The sequence below is a fragment of the Rivularia sp. PCC 7116 genome (genome assembly GCF_000316665.1).
In the GTDB taxonomy this organism is placed as follows: domain Bacteria; phylum Cyanobacteriota; class Cyanobacteriia; order Cyanobacteriales; family Nostocaceae; genus Rivularia.
The window spans coordinates 7566801-7583006 of sequence record NC_019678.1 but is presented as its reverse complement, the minus strand read 5'-3'; the positions used below and the strand labels follow the sequence as shown (position 1 = coordinate 7583006).

Here is a 16206-nt window from a genome sequence, read left to right as displayed (position 1 = left end):
TTTGCCCTCCTCTGCGTTAAAAAAATATCTAAAATGTTACCTTAAAGACTGTCTCCCCATGCTTTAACAAAATGCTGCTAACCATCGCTACCACCCACCAACCAGCCACCGATTTGGGTTATCTTCTCCACAAACATCCAAATCGCTGTCAGTCGTTTTCGCTTCCCTTTGGAGAAGCACATGTTTTCTACCCGGAAGCTAACGAACAACGATGTACCGCAGCGTTATTATTAGATATTAATCCGGTAAAACTAGTTAGAAAGAGAACTTTGACGCTGGATGCTTATGTAAACGATCGCCCTTATGTAGCTTCTTCATTTTTCAGCGTTGCGATATCTCAAGTATTTGGTACGGCTTTGGGTGGGCGTTGTAAGGATAAACCTGAGCTAGTAGAAACAGCGATACCGTTAGTAGCAAAAATATCGGTTTTACCTTGTCATGGGAGTGAAGGCTTTCTACGAGAATTGTTTGAACCTTTAGGTTATCAGGTAAGTTTGCAAAATTATCCTTTAGATGAAACTTTCCCGGATTGGGGAGAAAGTAAATATTTCACAGTTGAATTAGAAAACACTTTACCGCTTTCGCTTTTACTTAGCCATCTTTATGTTTTAATACCAGTTTTAGATAATAACAAACACTATTGGGTAAACGAAGAAGAAGTAGAAAAACTATTGCGTCACGGGGAAGGTTGGTTAAAGGAACATCCATTAAAGGAAGAGATTACCAAACGCTATCTCAAACGTCAGTATCGTTTAACTCGTGCAGCTTTAGCGCAACTAACCGAACCCAACGAACCAGATCCAGACAGTGCTGAAGAAAATCACGATAAAGAAGAAGCAGCTGTAGAAAAACCCTTAAGTTTAAATCAACAGCGTTTGAATTCAGTTGTAGAAGTATTAAAACAGAATAATGCCAAACAAGTTGTCGATTTGGGTTGCGGGCAAGGAAATTTACTTAAATTACTTTTGAAAGACACTTATTTTGAAAAAGTTACTGGAGTAGACGTTTCCTATCGCTCTTTAGAAATTACTAAAGAAAGATTAGATCGTTTGTATTTACCTCGCAATCAATGGGAAAAATTACAGTTGATTCAAGGTAGTTTAACTTACAGAGATAAACGCATTACCGGATACGATGCGGCTGCGGTAATTGAAGTTATAGAGCATCTTGATTTGCCCCGATTGAGTGCATTTGAAAGAGTTTTATTTGAATTTGCAAGACCGCAAATAGCAATAGTAACCACACCAAATATAGAATATAACGTTAAATTTGAAAGTCTACCAGCAGGGAAATTACGTCATAAAGACCATCGCTTTGAATGGACAAGAGTAGAATTTCAAAACTGGGCAAAAAAAGTAGGAGAAAAATTTAGTTATAGCGTAGAATTGAAAAATATAGGAGAGGAAGATTTAGAAGTAGGTTCACCGACACAAATGGTTGTGTTTTCAGTTATTAATTAACAATAAAACAAGAAAATATGTAGAGACTTAGCAGTACTACGTCTCTACGGAATTTGATAATCCTCTTTCGTTTTCAACATCCTCTAATTGAGATAATATTTAAGAAAATCTCCAGCTTGTGCGATCGCCTCACTTCCTTCGGTAAGAATCGGTGCAAATAAATGCAAGCAGTGAATCATATCTTTCCAAACTTTAAGTTCAACTGAAACATTACTCAAAGCCGCTTGACGTGCTAATCGCAGCGAATCATCAAGGAGAACTTCTTGGCTACCCACGTGAATTAACATTGGTGGTAAACCCGATAAATCAGCAAATATTGGCGAAACTATTGGGTTACTAAAGTTACCGTCGGGCAAATACAAATTTACCACTGTATCTAATAACTGTGGCGACACCATCAGGTCAAATTCAGCTTTGGTTTGAACCGTTTTGCCAGTTCTTTGCATATCTGTAAGAGGCGATATTAACAACGTTGCGACGGGAAGAGATTCACAATTAGAACGTAACGAAATTAGCAAAGAAAGCGCTAAATTTCCGCCAGCAGAATCGCCAGCTACAGCAATTTGATTAGAATTAAAACCACGTTCTTTGATTAACCAATTATAGGCGATTAAAGTATCTTCGAGTGCTGCGGGGAAAGGATATTCCGGAGCTAGTCGGTATTCGATTAACAATACTTGAGCGTTGCTTGCTGCTGATAAATCGCTAGCTAATCGTCGATAAGTTTTGCGATTCCCAACCATAAATCCACCACCATGTAGATACAAAATGATTTTGTCTTTTGCTGCTTTTGGGGTTGAGATTAAATCTGCTATTACACCATTACAATTGACTTCAGATACTGTCGCTGTAGGATGAGACGGCATTGAAAAACCGGCTTCAAAATTAGCACGCATTTCACTTGGAGTTTCTCCCCAAGTAAAGTTACGTAATTGTTCTAAAACTACTTCAAGTTCGGTTAAGCTCATAATTTACGATATGACTAATTATTTATTTCATTTATAATTTAGTCTACGAATAGGGAAAAACTAGGGAAGTATCGATGAAAAAAATCATCAGCAAGCAATTATGTAAGTAGAATTTTCTATACTCGTCACTTGCTACTTATAAGTCAAAGGTTTAATGAAAACGAGAAAACTAATACAACAAAATGCAGGCAATCATATTCATCGGTATTCAAGGAGCGGGTAAATCAACTTTTTATCGCGAATACTTTCTCGATACTCATATCAGAATTAATCTTGATATGCTCAAAACTCGTCACCGAGAAAAGCTGATTTTTCAAGCTTGTTTATCAGCAAAACAAAGATTTGTGATAGATAACACTAATCCTACAGTAGAAGATAGACAACGCTACATTATTCCAGCCAAAGCACAAGGTTTTCAACTGTTAGGATATTACTTTAATTCAAATTTAGAAGATTGCAAGCAACGTAACAGTCAACGCTCCGGTAAAAAAGTAATTCCTTTAGTAGGAATCTTATCAACTTACAAAAAATTAGCTTTACCGAGTTACACCGAAGGATTTGATGCAATATACTCGGTAAAAACCCGTCCAGATTATTCATTTATCGTTGAGGAGTGGAATCGTGAAATTTGACGAACTAGATACCAAAATGCGGGTATTTGAAACCGCTCACGATTATTGCGTATTACCAGGGATTTATATCGTAGCAAGATTAGATGGACGCGGTTTTACTCGCTTAACAAAAGACGTTCATAAATTTAAAGCTCCCTACGATGAACGTTTCCGCGACTATATGTTAGATACCGTAGAGCATTTAATCAATAGCGGCTTTGATATTATTTATGGTTATACCCAAAGTGATGAAATTTCTCTACTATTTAGCTTAGAAGATGAAACATTTAATCGTAAAACTCGCAAAATCAACTCAGTCTTAGCAGGAGAAGCGAGCGCTAAATTTTCCTTACTTTTAGGAGATATGGGTTGTTTTGACTGTCGGATTTCTCAACTTGCAAATACTCAACAAGTAATAGATTACTTCCGGTGGAGACAGCAAGATGCTCATCGAAATTCTCTTAATTCTCACAGTTATTGGTGCTTGCGTGGGGATGGACAAACAGCACGCAAAGCTACTAGCATTATGGAAGGTTTATCGGTAGCCGATAAAAACGAATTATTATTTCAACATGGAATTAACTTCAATGAATTACCTAACTGGCAAAAACGCGGTATGGGTTTGTATTGGGAAGAATATGAAAAAGAAGGATATAACCCCGTTAAAGATGAAACCGTTTTTACAACAAGACGGCGAATAAAAAGAGAATTGGATTTACCGATGAAAGATGATTATAGTCAGTTTATTGGGAAAATTATTGGTTATTGAAATTATTGTAATTCTATATATTTTATAAATTTTAATATCAATTTTAAACAATCGTGAATAGCAATTAATAGATTCAGTTAATTACTTATAAAATGATGAAATGTCATTGCGCTCGCGTTCGCGCAATGACAACTATTTACCCAAATTTAATATGCAGGTTGTTTTTAACAAATACCTCCGGCTGGCAACTACACTATCATCAAATTTGAGAAAATTGTCAGAAAATGCAAATTATTTTCCAGAAGCATAAAGCTCGCAATGACATATCGTAATTACTCCCTTCCCGGTGGAATATTACCGAATTGAGTGAGGGGATAGAGGGGGGAGAAATTTAGCGCAGATAATATAGATGTTTTGGACTTTGATTGAAAGCTCTACTATGTAAGGCTTTGAAAACCTGTTAGTTAAAATCGTTCCAAAAGGGAAAGACGTTGCTTAATCAAGCTATGAATTACATTTACCTACAAGATTGTATTAAATACAAAATCTGTATAGAAACATAAAACTGCTAAGTCTCGGAAAATGTGAAATCACCATTTCATCCACACGATTAAGCAACTTCAGATTTTGAGTTTATTAAGCGCTACAAAGCTTGAAATCTTATATCATTGCGAATTTTGTCAAAAGATGACTCATTTTTTACCTTTTTGCGGAATTCTTTGGGGTTAATATTTATCGCTTGTTGTAAATTTTGAATTGCTAAATCTATTTTATTTAAAGCTACATAACAGCAAGCTTTGTCATATAAGATATTTGGTTGATCTGGAGACAAATCTAAGGCTTTATCGAAAAATAAAATTGCTTCTTCATTTCTTTTTAATTTATGGAGTACTGAACCATAAATTTTCCATGCTAAATCATAATTTGGATTAATTTCTATTGCTTTATTCAAGGCTGCGATCGCATCTTCATTTCTTCGTAATTTATGAAGTGTATAACCTCTAAAGCAATGTGCAGCATAGTTATGCGAGTCTATTTCTATTACTTTATCAAAAGCTAAAATTGCATCTTCGTATCTTTCTGATTTACCTAGTGCTGTTCCGAGACGATTGCGAACTTGGCAATTTTGTGGATCTAATTTTAAAACTTGATTAAAGGTATCAATCGTATCTTCTAACTGCCCTAAACTATATAGTATCTCAGCCTTTCTACATAAAGCCTCTGAAAAATCGGGTTGAATTTGTATTGCTTTTTCAAAACAAGTCAAAGCTGACTCAAAATTTCCTAAGTCGAATAACGCAATACCTTTGTGATACCAAGCTAAGTTTAAATCGTGATTGTATTCAATTGCTTTATCAAAACAGAAAATTGCATATTCTAATTTTTCCATTTTCCATAGAGTGCAACCTTTCTCATACCAAGTATTTGCATCATTTGGCTCGATTTCGATTGCTTTCTCAAAACAGATTAAAGCAGATTCTAATTGTTCTAAATCAAATAAAGTAATACCTTTGCGATACCAAGCTAAATCAAATTTTGGTTTGTACTGGATTGCTTTATCAAAGCACATAAGGGCATCTTCTAATTGACCTAGTTCGTATAGAGTTAAGCCTTTCTCATACCATGCTTTAGGATAATTAGGTTTGATTAAAATTATTTTTTCAAAACTGATTAATGCTGGCTCTAATTTTTTTTGTTCCAACATCACAATACCCTGTAATAACAAAGCCTTGAGGTAATCAGGCTGAATTTCTATAGCTATATCAAGAGACGAGAGTGCTTCTTGTAATTTTCCCAGTCTAAATAAACTTACTCCCCGCTCATACCAAATATAATGAGAATGGGATGAATTTGTTATTGCCCTTTCAAAATCAATCAGCGCTTCTTCAAAGTTTTCTAATCCTTGTAGTGCCATTCCCCGAAAGACTAAAGCATCATAAAGATTGGGTTTATACTCCAGAATTTGATTGTAAATTAACAATGCTTCTTCAAAGCGCTGTAATTCTATAAGAGTCACCCCTAAATGATGCAAGCCTTGCCAATTTTCAAATGAATTCATTTTAAATTTGAAAATGTATGATGTAAAAAAGTAGCTTTAAGCAATTTTTTAATTTATTTATTTATACCAGATATTATTTTTATAATCTATAAAGCAAACGCTACTTAATAAAATCAATATATTTACTAATACTTCAGAGATAAAATAATGAAGAGTTCAGAAAGAAAATATGAAATATGGTTGTAAGTGCAACAGTATGATATCGAAACAGATAAAGATTTTGGTCAAGAATACTACAATGCAATAATAATTTTCTCCGACGGTTTAAAAATCGGTATTAATATTTGGAGTGCAAAATATTTTCAAAACAATATTCATCAAATTGATTTGATAGATGACGAATTCGCTATACTGCCAGACGTTATAGTAAAGAATTATCAAGCAGACTCAATCAGGAAAGCTATTATAAACTTACTTGAAAAACAAAACTTTCTTGAAGGAAGAGGTTTTCCTTGTATCTAATAATGCCAATAAACTTTTATTACCTACTACCCATTACCCATTACCCAAATTACTATGAAAATAACTATCCCCGAACTGTCTCTAGTGACGCTCATCGGTGCATCAGGCTCCGGTAAATCAAGCTTTGCCAAAAAACATTTTCAACCCTTTGAAATAATATCATCCGATTTTTGTCGGGGATTGGTTTCCAACGACGAAAACAGCCAAGCTGCTTCTAAGGATGCTTTTGAGGTACTCCACTATATTGCTCATAAACGTTTAGCAGCAGCAAAACTTACGGTAATCGACGCAACCAACGTTCAAAAAGAAGACCGCAAATATTATGTAAACTTAGCAAGAGAATATCATTGTTTACCCGTTGCCATAGTTCTAAATTTACCAGAACATATCTGTCATCAACGCAATCAACAACGTCCCGATAGACAGTTTGGTTCTTATGTAGTTCAGCGTCACGTGCAAAATTTAAGACGTTCTTTAAGAGGTTTACAAAAAGAAGGTTTTCGCTACGTTTACGTGCTTAATTCTATCGAAGAAATCGAAGCTGTAGAAATCCAACGTCAACCATTATGGAACAATCGCAAACACGAACATGGACCATTTGACATCATTGGTGACATTCACGGTTGCTGCGACGAACTCGAAATATTATTACAAAAACTAGGCTATCAAAAGTCAGTTACCAATAACAATTCTACCCCCTCTCCCCCCTCCCATATTTACTCCCACCCAGAAGGGCGTAAAGCCTTATTTCTCGGTGATTTAGTAGACAGAGGTCCCCGGATTCTTGATACGGTAAAACTTGTCAAAAGCATGGTGGAAGCGGGTGCGGCTATTTGCGTACCGGGAAATCACGAACACAAGCTGTTACGAAAAATACGCGGCAAGAAAGTTAAAATTAATCACGGTTTAGAGCAAACTGTCGCCGAAATTGAAGCTTTATCACCAGAAGTACGCGAACCTTTTCTTCAAGAAGTTGAAAAATTTATTGACTCCTTAGTAAGTCATTTTGTCCTCGATGATGGAAAGTTGGTAGTAGCTCATGCGGGAATGCGTGAAGAAATGCAGGGAAGGGGTTCGGGAAAGGTGCGGAGTTTTGCACTATATGGTGAAACTACCGGCGAAATTGATGAATTTGGTTTACCCGTCAGGTACGATTGGGCTTCCGAATATCGCGGTGAAGCGATGGTAGTTTACGGACATACCCCCGTGCCGGAAGCGGAATGGTTGAATCATACGATTGATATTGATACGGGTTGCGTTTTTGGTGGAAAGTTAACGGCTTTGCGCTATCCCGAAAGAGAATTGGTAAGCGTTGATGCTGCGAAGGTTTATTGCGAACCCGTCAAACCTTTGGGAAATGGAACAGGTGCGCGAATGAGTTCTCAGCAGCAGTTAGATGATGTTTTAAATATTGATGATGTCTTGGGTAAGCGGATTATTAATGTCCGTTTGCAAAACAAAATTACGATTCGGGAAGAAAATTCCATTGCTGCTTTGGAAGTGATGAGTCGGTTTGCTGCAAATCCTAAATGGTTAATTTACCTTCCTCCTACAATGTCACCCGTGGAAACTTCTCAATTACCCGGATATTTAGAATATCCCAAAGAAGCTTTTGCTTATTATAAAAACCAAGGAGTTACTGAAGTTATTTGCGAAGAAAAACACATGGGTTCGCGAGCGGTGGTTATTGTATGTCGCGATGAGGAAGCTGTTAAAAGAAAATTCGGAATTTTTAATGAAGGAATCGGTATTTGTTACACTCGCACCGGCAGACGCTTTTTTAATAATTCGGAATTAGAAGCGGAATTTCTCACAGGTGTAAATAAAGCGCTTAGTGACAGTGATTTTTGGTCGAGATTAAATACCGATTGGGTATGTCTCGATTGCGAACTTATGCCCTGGTCGGCGAAAGCTCAAGGATTAATCCGAAGTCAATATGCAGCAGTTGGTGCGGCTTCTCGTCCCGCTTTAAGTAATGCCATAAATGTACTTACACAAGCCAGTCAAAATGGTGTTGAAGTTAACTTGTTACTTGAAAAATTTCAACAGCGTCAAGAAATGGCAAATCAATATGTAGACGCTTACCGTCGCTACTGTTGGGAAGTTAAGGATATTTCCGATATCAAACTCGCACCATTTCATATTTTAGCTACAGAAGGTGCAGTACATATCGATAAAAACCATTCCTGGCACATGGAACAAGCTGCAATTTTAGAAACAGCCAATTCCGAACTATTAATGGCTACTAATTACAAAATTATAGATTTAAACGACCCCAGCAGCGAAGCAGAAGGAACCCATTGGTGGGAAGAAATGACAACAAAAGGTGGTGAGGGGATGGTTGTTAAACCGTTGCAATTTATTGTCAAAGGTAAACGGGGAATTTTGCAACCAGCGGTGAAATGTCGCGGTAAAGAATATCTGCGGATTATTTACGGTGCTGAATATACTACTGAAGAGAATTTAGAACGATTGAGAAAACGGGGGTTATCTTTGAAACGCTCCTTAGCGATGCGAGAATTTGCTTTGGGTGTGGAAGCATTGGAAAGATTTGTGGCAAATGCGCCATTACGACGGGTGCATGAATGCGTATTTGGGGTTTTGGCTCTGGAGAGTGAAGCGGTTGATCCGAGGTTGTAGGGGAAATATCGATTGAAAAACCGCAGAGACGCAGAGAGCGCAGAGGAAAAAATTAAAGAGGTGTAGAGACGTTGCATTGCAACGTCTCCCCATATTTTGATGTGTATCGAGAATTCAGGTTTACCGAAAAATTTCCCCAAAGCATTGTATAAATTTAAATAAACTTCTAAAAAATTTTATCAATATTTCTTGTAAATTTATCAACAAAACAATTTCAAACAACTTGCAAAATTTTGTATAAGACATTTAAACTCTGTTCTATGGGAAATTGGGGAGATTAGGGAATGGTGACGACTTTAGTAGGACGTTACGAAGTTACTGAAACATTAGGTGGAGGTGGTTTTGCAATCACCTATCTCGCAAGGGATATTATGCAACCGAGCAAACCTCTATGTGTAGTCAAACAACTACGTCCAAACCAAACCCATCCGCGAGTCATAGATTTTTTTAATAAAGAAGCCGCGATTTTAGAGAAGTTGGGAAAACATCTCCAAATACCCCAGCTATTAGCGCATTTTCAAGAAGAAGATAATCTCTATATTGTTCAAGAATATATTCAAGGACACGATTTAAGTCAAGAAATATCTCCAGGAAAGCGACTGAGTGAAGATTATGTCAGCAAATTATTAAAAGATATTTTAGAAGTATTATCATTTGTACATAAATATGGAGTAATTCACCGGGATATCAAACCCCAAAACTTAATGCGTCGTCAAGAAGATGGCAGAATATTTCTGATTGACTTTGGTGCTGTCAAAGAATTGGGAAGTTTAATGTTAAACTCCCGTGGTGAAATAGCATCAAGCGTGGTAATTGGTACACCAGGATTTATGCCAACAGAGCAGGGTTTAGGAAAACCTTGTTTAGCCAGTGATGTTTACGCATTAGGAATGACTGCCATTCAAGCTTTAACTGGACTTCAACCCTTTGAATTAGAAGAAAATCCCCAAACTGGTGAAGTAATTTGGTTAGAGCAAGCGCAAGTTAGTCAAAATCTCGCAGAAGTAATTAGCAAAATGGTACGCCGTCATTATAGTTTGCGTTACTCTTCTGCAACAGATGCATTGCAAGGGCTGATTTCACAAGCACAATCAATACCACCTATACCGTCTACACAGCTAAATCCACCAATACCTTCATCATCACAACCAACAAAACCAAAATCACCAATTAACTTTTCACGTCGGAAAACTCTTCAAATCCTTGGTTTTGCAGGTGGTGGTTTTCTACTTACTGCTGGAGGGAAGACATTATTTGATAGTGTTTCAAAATCAAATCTAGAAACATTAAATCTAGAAACATTTGATTTTGAAACAGTAACAGTTAATGCAAGTGGAAACATCATCAATCGTCAATCTGGCAGCGCTAAATACTTTGCAGAAGACTTAGGTAACGGTGTCACCCTAGAAATGGCAGAAATACCCGGTGGTGAATTTCTTATGGGTTCGCCAGCAGATGAGAAAGAACGACGAGATAGGGAAAGTCCTCAGCATCAAGTGACTGTTAAACCTTTCTTCATGGGTAAATTTGCAGTTACCCAAGCACAGTATCAAACAATTATGGGTCTAAATCCTTCTCATTTCGAAGGAGAAAAACGCCCTGTAGAACAAGTAAGTTGGAATGAAGCGACGGAATTTTGTCAGAAATTAACAGAGAAAACCGGAAGAAAATACCGCTTACCCAGTGAAGCCGAGTGGGAATATGCTTGTCGGGCTGGTACTACTACACCATTTCACTTTGGGGAGACAATCACCACCGATTTAGCTAATTACGCTGGCACAAAAACCTATGCTAACGAACCCAAGGGTAAATATCGCGAACAAACAACAGAAGTAGGTAATTTCCCTCCCAATGCTTTTGGTTTGTGCGATATGCACGGTAATGTCTGGGAGTGGTGTCAAGATACCTGGCATGGTAATTATAATGGCGCACCTAATGATGGTAGTGCTTGGGTTAAGAATGGTGATGATTCTCTTATGGTGCTGCGGGGCGGTTCCTGGTACGTCAGTCCTAATAACTGCCGTTCCGCGTCTCGCTACAGCGACACTGCGCGCGACTACATCAGCCTCCTTATTGGTTTCCGTGTGGTGTGTGCCGTCGGGAGGGACTTTTAGTAGCCCTTTACACTTTTCCCCTTTTGCGTTTTGCTCTTTTTTCTTTACCCTTTTCCCTACCGAAGGCGGTCGATTTTTTTGAGGATAATTATTTGTATTAAACCACTTATCCTATCACTGTATATCTGACCTGTTAGTTAACTAAAATATTCAATTGAAAGTCTACCCAGGCAATGGGCGGATATTCAACCGGATGAAATTTACGAGAAACTGATGGATTACTAGTTTCCTTTAGCTCAGAACAAATTAAGATAGGATTAAAGTACGACCAAAATAGCAAGCATTTAAAAGCAATTGAAAAAGAAGTTGTTTCGCCACGAGGTAATATTGGACTTTTACCTTCCCAAGAAGTTGATTTCGATTTGAAATCAAAAGTTTTGGGTAAAGGTGGGGATAAACGTTTCCATGCAAAATTTATAGATGAAGTACTACATTTTCCTAGTTTAGTAACAGAATATTAATTAAAATATATGACTTTTGTAGAGTTAAAAAATCACCAAGTTTGGCATGATTTTACTGAAGTATTAGAAAATATTGATGCCAATGCACTAATTAAAGAACACTTAGAGTTATGTGATTATAAGGTTTGCGGTTACTGGGATGAAAGCGATAACTATTATGAAGAAATTACTTTACCAAGTAACTTAGAAACAGAATTAATTAGTAGTTCTATCGGACTCAACCGAAATCAAAAATTTATTCAACTGAAATTTATACTTCAAAATCTAATAAATAATAATCACGTAAGAATAGGTGAACTAAGTTTAATATATGACGAAAATCTCGAATTTATTAATGAGAATTGGTATATAGATACTGAGTTTTTAGAAAAATTTAAATAAATTCAATATTGAATATATCAAAGAGAATCTAGAAGCCCGGTTTTTTTCAATAAATCAGGTTTATAAATTCAAATGTTCTTTTGATTTGCATTTTGATAATGAAATTCAAATTTTTTTAAGTTGTCCAAAATATGAGATAATTAAAATAGTAGAAAATAATTTTTATAATGGGAATATAAGCATTTTTTTTTTAAGAGTCAAACCTACCCATTTTATAAAATACCTTTAAAATAATAATATCACGAACCGTTAATCATAGAAAAATATTTTTTTTGAGCAAATAAATATACAAAACTGAGAGAAAAATAAGTATTTATCTCATTATAAACGGGATTATATTAAAACTAGTGGTAAAGAATCAAACTTTTAAGCTATTCAGTATGAATAGAGTTAGGAATTAGAAATTATATTAATCTTGTAATCTAAGCTGATTCTTCTTCTCAAAATACTGCTGATGCTCCTCTGAAGCTAACCAATAACGAATCGCTGGTTTAATCTCAGTCACAATATCTTTATCGTACTTCCCTAAATCCTGTAACTGCTGCTTGGAATTTCTGGCGATCGCCTCTTGCTCTGGTGTATGAAAAAATATTACGGAACGATATTGGTCTCCTCTATCTGCTCCCTGACGGTTTAAACTTGTAGGGTCGTGAATTTTCCAAAATACTTCTAATAACTCTTCGTAACTAATAATTGAAGCATCGTATTCAACTTGTGTAACTTCAGCATGTCCGGTAATTCTAGAAAGTACATCAAGGTAACAGGGATTTTCAAAATGTCCGCCCATATACCCCACTGACGTAGAAGTAACACCATTTAACCTGCGAAAAGCAGCTTCTACTCCCCAAAAACAACCCGCACCAAATGTAGCTTTCATAGTTATTTTTATACTAAATCTTGTAAATCTTTAACAATTAAATCTGGAATTGCCATGCTTTGATTAAGTTGTTTGCCGCGTTTGTTAATCCAAACTGATGACAATCCCGCAGTTTTTGCTCCACCAACGTCACGCATGATATGGTCGCCAATATAAACTATTTTTTCGCGTTCAACATCAAAATGTTCAATTGCACGATCAAATAGTTTTGTTGATGGCTTAATCCAACCGAAATCTGATGAAAATATAATTATCTCGAATAGATCGCGAATACCAACTCGATCAAATTCTTTTAAAAAGATATCTTTTTTAGACCAAATATTTGAGACAATCCCCAAACGATGAGTTTTTGCCAATTGATGCAAAACTTCTACATGCTTCCCAGATATAACTCCGACTTCATGATTTGCAAAAACTTGCTCTAATAAATTTAGTTCGTTTACTGGTAAATATGAAGCTTGAGGATGTTTCTGTAAATAACTAATTACTGAAGGTAAACATTCATAGTAAGCTGGATTTTTACCATCGGCTTTTATTTTCCTCGACACTGTAAATATAATTTGATTTACTAATTCATCGGTCAATAAAATTCCGCCCAAATTACGATAAGTTGCTGCAAAATCTTCGGTATCAAAGAAACGATAACCTTTAAACATAAAGGAATGACCGACATCAAGTAGAAGCACATCAAATTTATTTATGAAGCTCATTAGTAATTGTTTTAGTCGTTAAAAGAACCATATTTACAAAAAAACGTCTCCTTCCATACTACTAGAGGGCGTTCCATACAGTTGAATGCTTTATCAAAACTGTTTAATATAAACTTTCGGTTTTCAGGGGGGCTTTATGACGAATACTTTTTCATTTCAACCGGAAACAACCTTCGAGGTTATAGATGGTGGGTTCGATGGTGAATTTGATGGAACTGGAGATAGCGTTTTTCCCGGTAATTATTTTACTGTAATACTTGGTAGCAATGGTGAAGCTGCTGAATTTGCGGAATTTGATATCGGTGAATTTTCGATTCCGGAAGGAGAAATTATTACCAGTGCCAGATTTGATGTAAAAATCACTGGTTTAGAAGTAGGTGGATTAGGGGCTTCTTTTGGGGATAATCCAGATAGTATCGGCGCATTCGGATACGCGGGTAATGGGGTTGCTGATGCTTCGGATTTTGAAACAGGGGTACTTCTAGATACGGAGGATACCTTACTACCATCTGTAGGACAACAGCTTTCTTTTGATGTTACCGATTTTGTGCAAAACTTAGTTAACGGTGGCGAATCTTTTGCGGGAATCGGTTTACGTGCATTGGAATTAGGAGGTGTAGCAGTAGATCCATCTTCTGTTAGTATGCCGACTTTGATAATCGAAACTGCTCCTAGCAATAATAATCTTCCGGTAGCTACTGACGATGTTGTTACAACTTTGAAGAATATTGCTGTTACTATTCCCGTTGCCAACTTACTTGTTAATGATACCGATTCAGACGGTGATACTTTAACTATTGCTGCTGTTAATAACGCTGTTGATGGTACTGTGGTCTTGAACGATAGCGGTACTCCGGATGACTCAACCGACGACACGATAATTTTTACCCCCAATCAAGACTTTAGCGGCAATGCCAACTTTGAATATACACTTAGCGATCGCCAGGGTGGTACCGATGTTGGTTTAGTCACTGTTATTATCCCAAATCAAATAGACGGTACAAAAAATGACGATGATTTAGAAGGTACCGATAGCAAAGATATTATTCTGGGATTTGAGGGTAATGATATCCTTAAAGGTTTGGGGGGAGACGATATCCTTAAAGGTGGCGAAGGAAAAAACGAGTTATCTGGCGGTTTCGGAGATGATTTGTTATTCGGAGGAAAGGAAAGAGATATCCTGTTTGGAAATGAAGGAAATGATTTTCTCGATGGTGGTGACGGCGAAAACCAGTTGAATGGTGGTATTGGAAATGACGGGCTTTTGGGAGGAAAAAATTCAGATATTCTCATAGGTGACGAAGGAAATGATTTTCTCAATGGTGGGGCTGGTGCTGATATTCTGACTGGTGGTACGGGTGCTGATAATTTCTATCTTGACGGTAATAGTTCTACAAAAGATATAATTACCGATTTCAATTTAGGAGAAGGTGACAAATTAACTAGCTTCAACAACCTTTTGTTTAGAGATTTATCTTTCTCTGGTAATGATATTTTATTTGGAGATAAAGTATTAGCGACTTTAGAAGGATTTGATACAACTTTCCTTAATGAAAGTCACTTTTATACAATTTAAGGAAAGAGAATAGAAAAGTTAGGATTGATATCATATCCGGTAAAACACTTATCATATCTGTGGAGCTTAGAAATAGGTAATCGATGGGTAATAAAAAATCAGAATAGCTCTCGGTTATAGTGTAAGTAATTAACCGGATTTGGTATTAATAGTTAGGAGTTGATATGGGAGCATCCCGATTTTGAGCCAACATTTTATCCGACACCCTGTAAGGGTGCGGCTATATAAACAAAGCCCACTTTCGTGGGCTAAGAATCTTAGTAGCCCACGAAGGTGGGCTTTGTAGTATTAGCCCCAGGCTTTAGTCTGTGGGCTTTTTCCATAATTGGGATGCTCCCGTTGATATTTGTATTAACTTTGCTTAGATATTGTTTTCCTGCTGTCAGAATTTATTCTCTTCGTTAAAAATAGTTAGGGTTAGATTTTAATTACAAACGGTTTTAGTTGATACTCTTAAAAATTTATCATTCTTAACTTAGGCTTTTAGTTTCGTAAAAATAAAAAATAATAGATTTAAACCCTCAAACCTCAATCAAATAAATTGAATTATAAAATTAAGAAAATAAAATAGATTAAATAAAAAGTCAGTGATTATATGTATTACTTAAGATAAATTTATACTGATGCATTCAAGCATTTTAACTTAAATGACATACGAAATAAGTATGATTATGATTGTAGAAGTATATAGAAAATAACAGCAAGAGTTTGTAATATGGAAAACGCTGACCAACGTAAATTATTATCTGCGCTATGTCATGGGGCAATATTTTTAAGTTCTATGGTTATTTCTGTTGCAATACCTATCGTAATTTTGTTTACGACAAAAGATTCTGTTGTAAAGGCTAATGCCAAAGAATCCTTGAATTTTCACATTAATCTTTACATATATGGATTAGTAGCTGGAATGTTGACTATAGTTCTGATTGGTATTCCACTGCTATTTGCTTTGGGTATAATCAGTCTCGTAATGCCAATTATTGCCCTTGTTAAAGTTTTAGATTCACCAGACGAACCTTACCGTTACCCGTTTATCTTTCGTTTAGTTTAGTAGTCTGTTTGTACAAAGATAAATATAGAGACGTTGCACCCGGTGCAACGTCTTTTGTCTTGATGCGATTCCTAATTTTTGATACTAATGTATTGAATTCAATAAATAAGCGACACATACCTGATAT

At 36.2% G+C, this 16206-nt stretch carries 13 protein-coding genes; 9 read left to right on the top strand and 4 right to left on the bottom strand.

What is annotated here, in order from left to right; translation table 11 throughout:
- The first annotated feature begins 71 nt into the window (after positions 1-71).
- Positions 72-1460, top strand: coding sequence for a 3' terminal RNA ribose 2'-O-methyltransferase Hen1 (locus tag RIV7116_RS29130; protein WP_015121924.1), 1389 nt, complete (start codon positions 72-74; stop codon positions 1458-1460).
- An 83-nt stretch (positions 1461-1543) separates the two neighbouring features.
- On the opposite strand, the gene RIV7116_RS29125 is transcribed toward RIV7116_RS29130, so the two are convergent.
- Positions 1544-2428, bottom strand: coding sequence for an alpha/beta hydrolase (locus RIV7116_RS29125; RefSeq protein ID WP_015121923.1), 885 nt, complete (start codon positions 2426-2428; stop codon positions 1544-1546).
- Positions 2429-2610: 182 nt separating this feature from the next.
- Between RIV7116_RS29125 and RIV7116_RS29120 the strand changes: the two genes are divergently transcribed.
- Positions 2611-3060, top strand: coding sequence for an AAA family ATPase (locus RIV7116_RS29120; RefSeq protein ID WP_015121922.1), 450 nt, complete (start codon positions 2611-2613; stop codon positions 3058-3060).
- Complete coding sequence (locus RIV7116_RS29115) at positions 3050-3808, top strand: tRNA(His) guanylyltransferase Thg1 family protein (protein WP_015121921.1); 759 nt, start codon at positions 3050-3052, stop codon at positions 3806-3808. The genes RIV7116_RS29120 and RIV7116_RS29115 overlap by 11 nt, the downstream gene beginning before the upstream one ends.
- A gap of 583 nt (positions 3809-4391) precedes the next feature.
- Here RIV7116_RS29115 and RIV7116_RS29110 read toward each other — a convergent pair.
- Positions 4392-5807, bottom strand: coding sequence for a tetratricopeptide repeat protein (locus tag RIV7116_RS29110; RefSeq protein ID WP_015121920.1), 1416 nt, complete (start codon positions 5805-5807; stop codon positions 4392-4394).
- A gap of 186 nt (positions 5808-5993) precedes the next feature.
- On the opposite strand from RIV7116_RS29110, the gene RIV7116_RS29105 reads away from it, so the two are divergent.
- The 4 genes from RIV7116_RS29105 to RIV7116_RS29090 all read left to right on the top strand — a co-directional run bounded on the left by RIV7116_RS29105 (position 5994) and on the right by RIV7116_RS29090 (position 11865).
- On the top strand, positions 5994-6269 hold the full coding sequence (locus tag RIV7116_RS29105; protein ID WP_015121919.1) for a hypothetical protein: 276 nt from the start codon (positions 5994-5996) through the stop codon (positions 6267-6269).
- Positions 6270-6323: 54 nt separating this feature from the next.
- Complete coding sequence (locus tag RIV7116_RS29100) at positions 6324-8909, top strand: polynucleotide kinase-phosphatase (RefSeq protein WP_015121918.1); 2586 nt, start codon at positions 6324-6326, stop codon at positions 8907-8909.
- 284 nt (positions 8910-9193) lie between these two features.
- Entirely contained in the window at positions 9194-11023 is a 1830-nt protein-coding gene (locus RIV7116_RS29095) for a bifunctional serine/threonine-protein kinase/formylglycine-generating enzyme family protein (protein ID WP_015121917.1), read from the top strand.
- A gap of 470 nt (positions 11024-11493) precedes the next feature.
- Positions 11494-11865, top strand: a complete 372-nt coding sequence (locus tag RIV7116_RS29090; RefSeq protein WP_015121916.1) for a hypothetical protein — start codon at positions 11494-11496, stop codon at positions 11863-11865.
- A 409-nt stretch (positions 11866-12274) separates the two neighbouring features.
- On the opposite strand, the gene msrA is transcribed toward RIV7116_RS29090, so the two are convergent.
- Positions 12275-12742: a peptide-methionine (S)-S-oxide reductase MsrA gene (gene msrA, locus RIV7116_RS29085; protein WP_015121915.1), complete on the bottom strand. Its 468-nt coding sequence runs from the start codon at positions 12740-12742 to the stop codon at positions 12275-12277.
- Between the two features lie 8 nt (positions 12743-12750).
- The gene (locus RIV7116_RS29080; RefSeq protein ID WP_015121914.1) at positions 12751-13452 is read right to left on the bottom strand and encodes an HAD family hydrolase; all 702 of its coding nucleotides are present in this window, start codon (positions 13450-13452) and stop codon (positions 12751-12753) included.
- Between the two features lie 136 nt (positions 13453-13588).
- Here RIV7116_RS29080 and RIV7116_RS34300 point away from each other — a divergent pair, with 136 nt between their 5' ends.
- Positions 13589-15028 carry a calcium-binding protein gene (locus RIV7116_RS34300; protein WP_015121913.1) on the top strand — a complete coding sequence of 480 codons (1440 nt, stop codon included), beginning with the start codon at positions 13589-13591 and terminating at the stop codon, positions 15026-15028.
- 715 nt (positions 15029-15743) lie between these two features.
- A complete protein-coding gene (locus RIV7116_RS29070; RefSeq protein WP_015121912.1) occupies positions 15744-16079 on the top strand; it encodes a DUF4870 domain-containing protein in 336 nt (111 codons plus the stop codon).
- Positions 16080-16206: the final 127 nt, after the last annotated feature.

Coding starts and splice junctions, on each gene's coding strand:
- RIV7116_RS29130 (WP_015121924.1), top strand. CDS start 72: ATGCTGCTAACCATCGCTACCACCCACCAACCAGCCACCGATTTGGGT.
- RIV7116_RS29090 (WP_015121916.1), top strand. CDS start 11,494: ATGACTTTTGTAGAGTTAAAAAATCACCAAGTTTGGCATGATTTTACT.
- msrA (WP_015121915.1), bottom strand. CDS start 12,742: ATGAAAGCTACATTTGGTGCGGGTTGTTTTTGGGGAGTAGAAGCTGCT.
- RIV7116_RS29120 (WP_015121922.1), top strand. CDS start 2,611: ATGCAGGCAATCATATTCATCGGTATTCAAGGAGCGGGTAAATCAACT.
- RIV7116_RS34300 (WP_015121913.1), top strand. CDS start 13,589: ATGACGAATACTTTTTCATTTCAACCGGAAACAACCTTCGAGGTTATA.
- RIV7116_RS29080 (WP_015121914.1), bottom strand. CDS start 13,452: ATGAGCTTCATAAATAAATTTGATGTGCTTCTACTTGATGTCGGTCAT.
- RIV7116_RS29100 (WP_015121918.1), top strand. CDS start 6,324: ATGAAAATAACTATCCCCGAACTGTCTCTAGTGACGCTCATCGGTGCA.
- RIV7116_RS29125 (WP_015121923.1), bottom strand. CDS start 2,428: ATGAGCTTAACCGAACTTGAAGTAGTTTTAGAACAATTACGTAACTTT.
- RIV7116_RS29095 (WP_015121917.1), top strand. CDS start 9,194: ATGGTGACGACTTTAGTAGGACGTTACGAAGTTACTGAAACATTAGGT.
- RIV7116_RS29110 (WP_015121920.1), bottom strand. CDS start 5,807: ATGAATTCATTTGAAAATTGGCAAGGCTTGCATCATTTAGGGGTGACT.
- RIV7116_RS29070 (WP_015121912.1), top strand. CDS start 15,744: ATGGAAAACGCTGACCAACGTAAATTATTATCTGCGCTATGTCATGGG.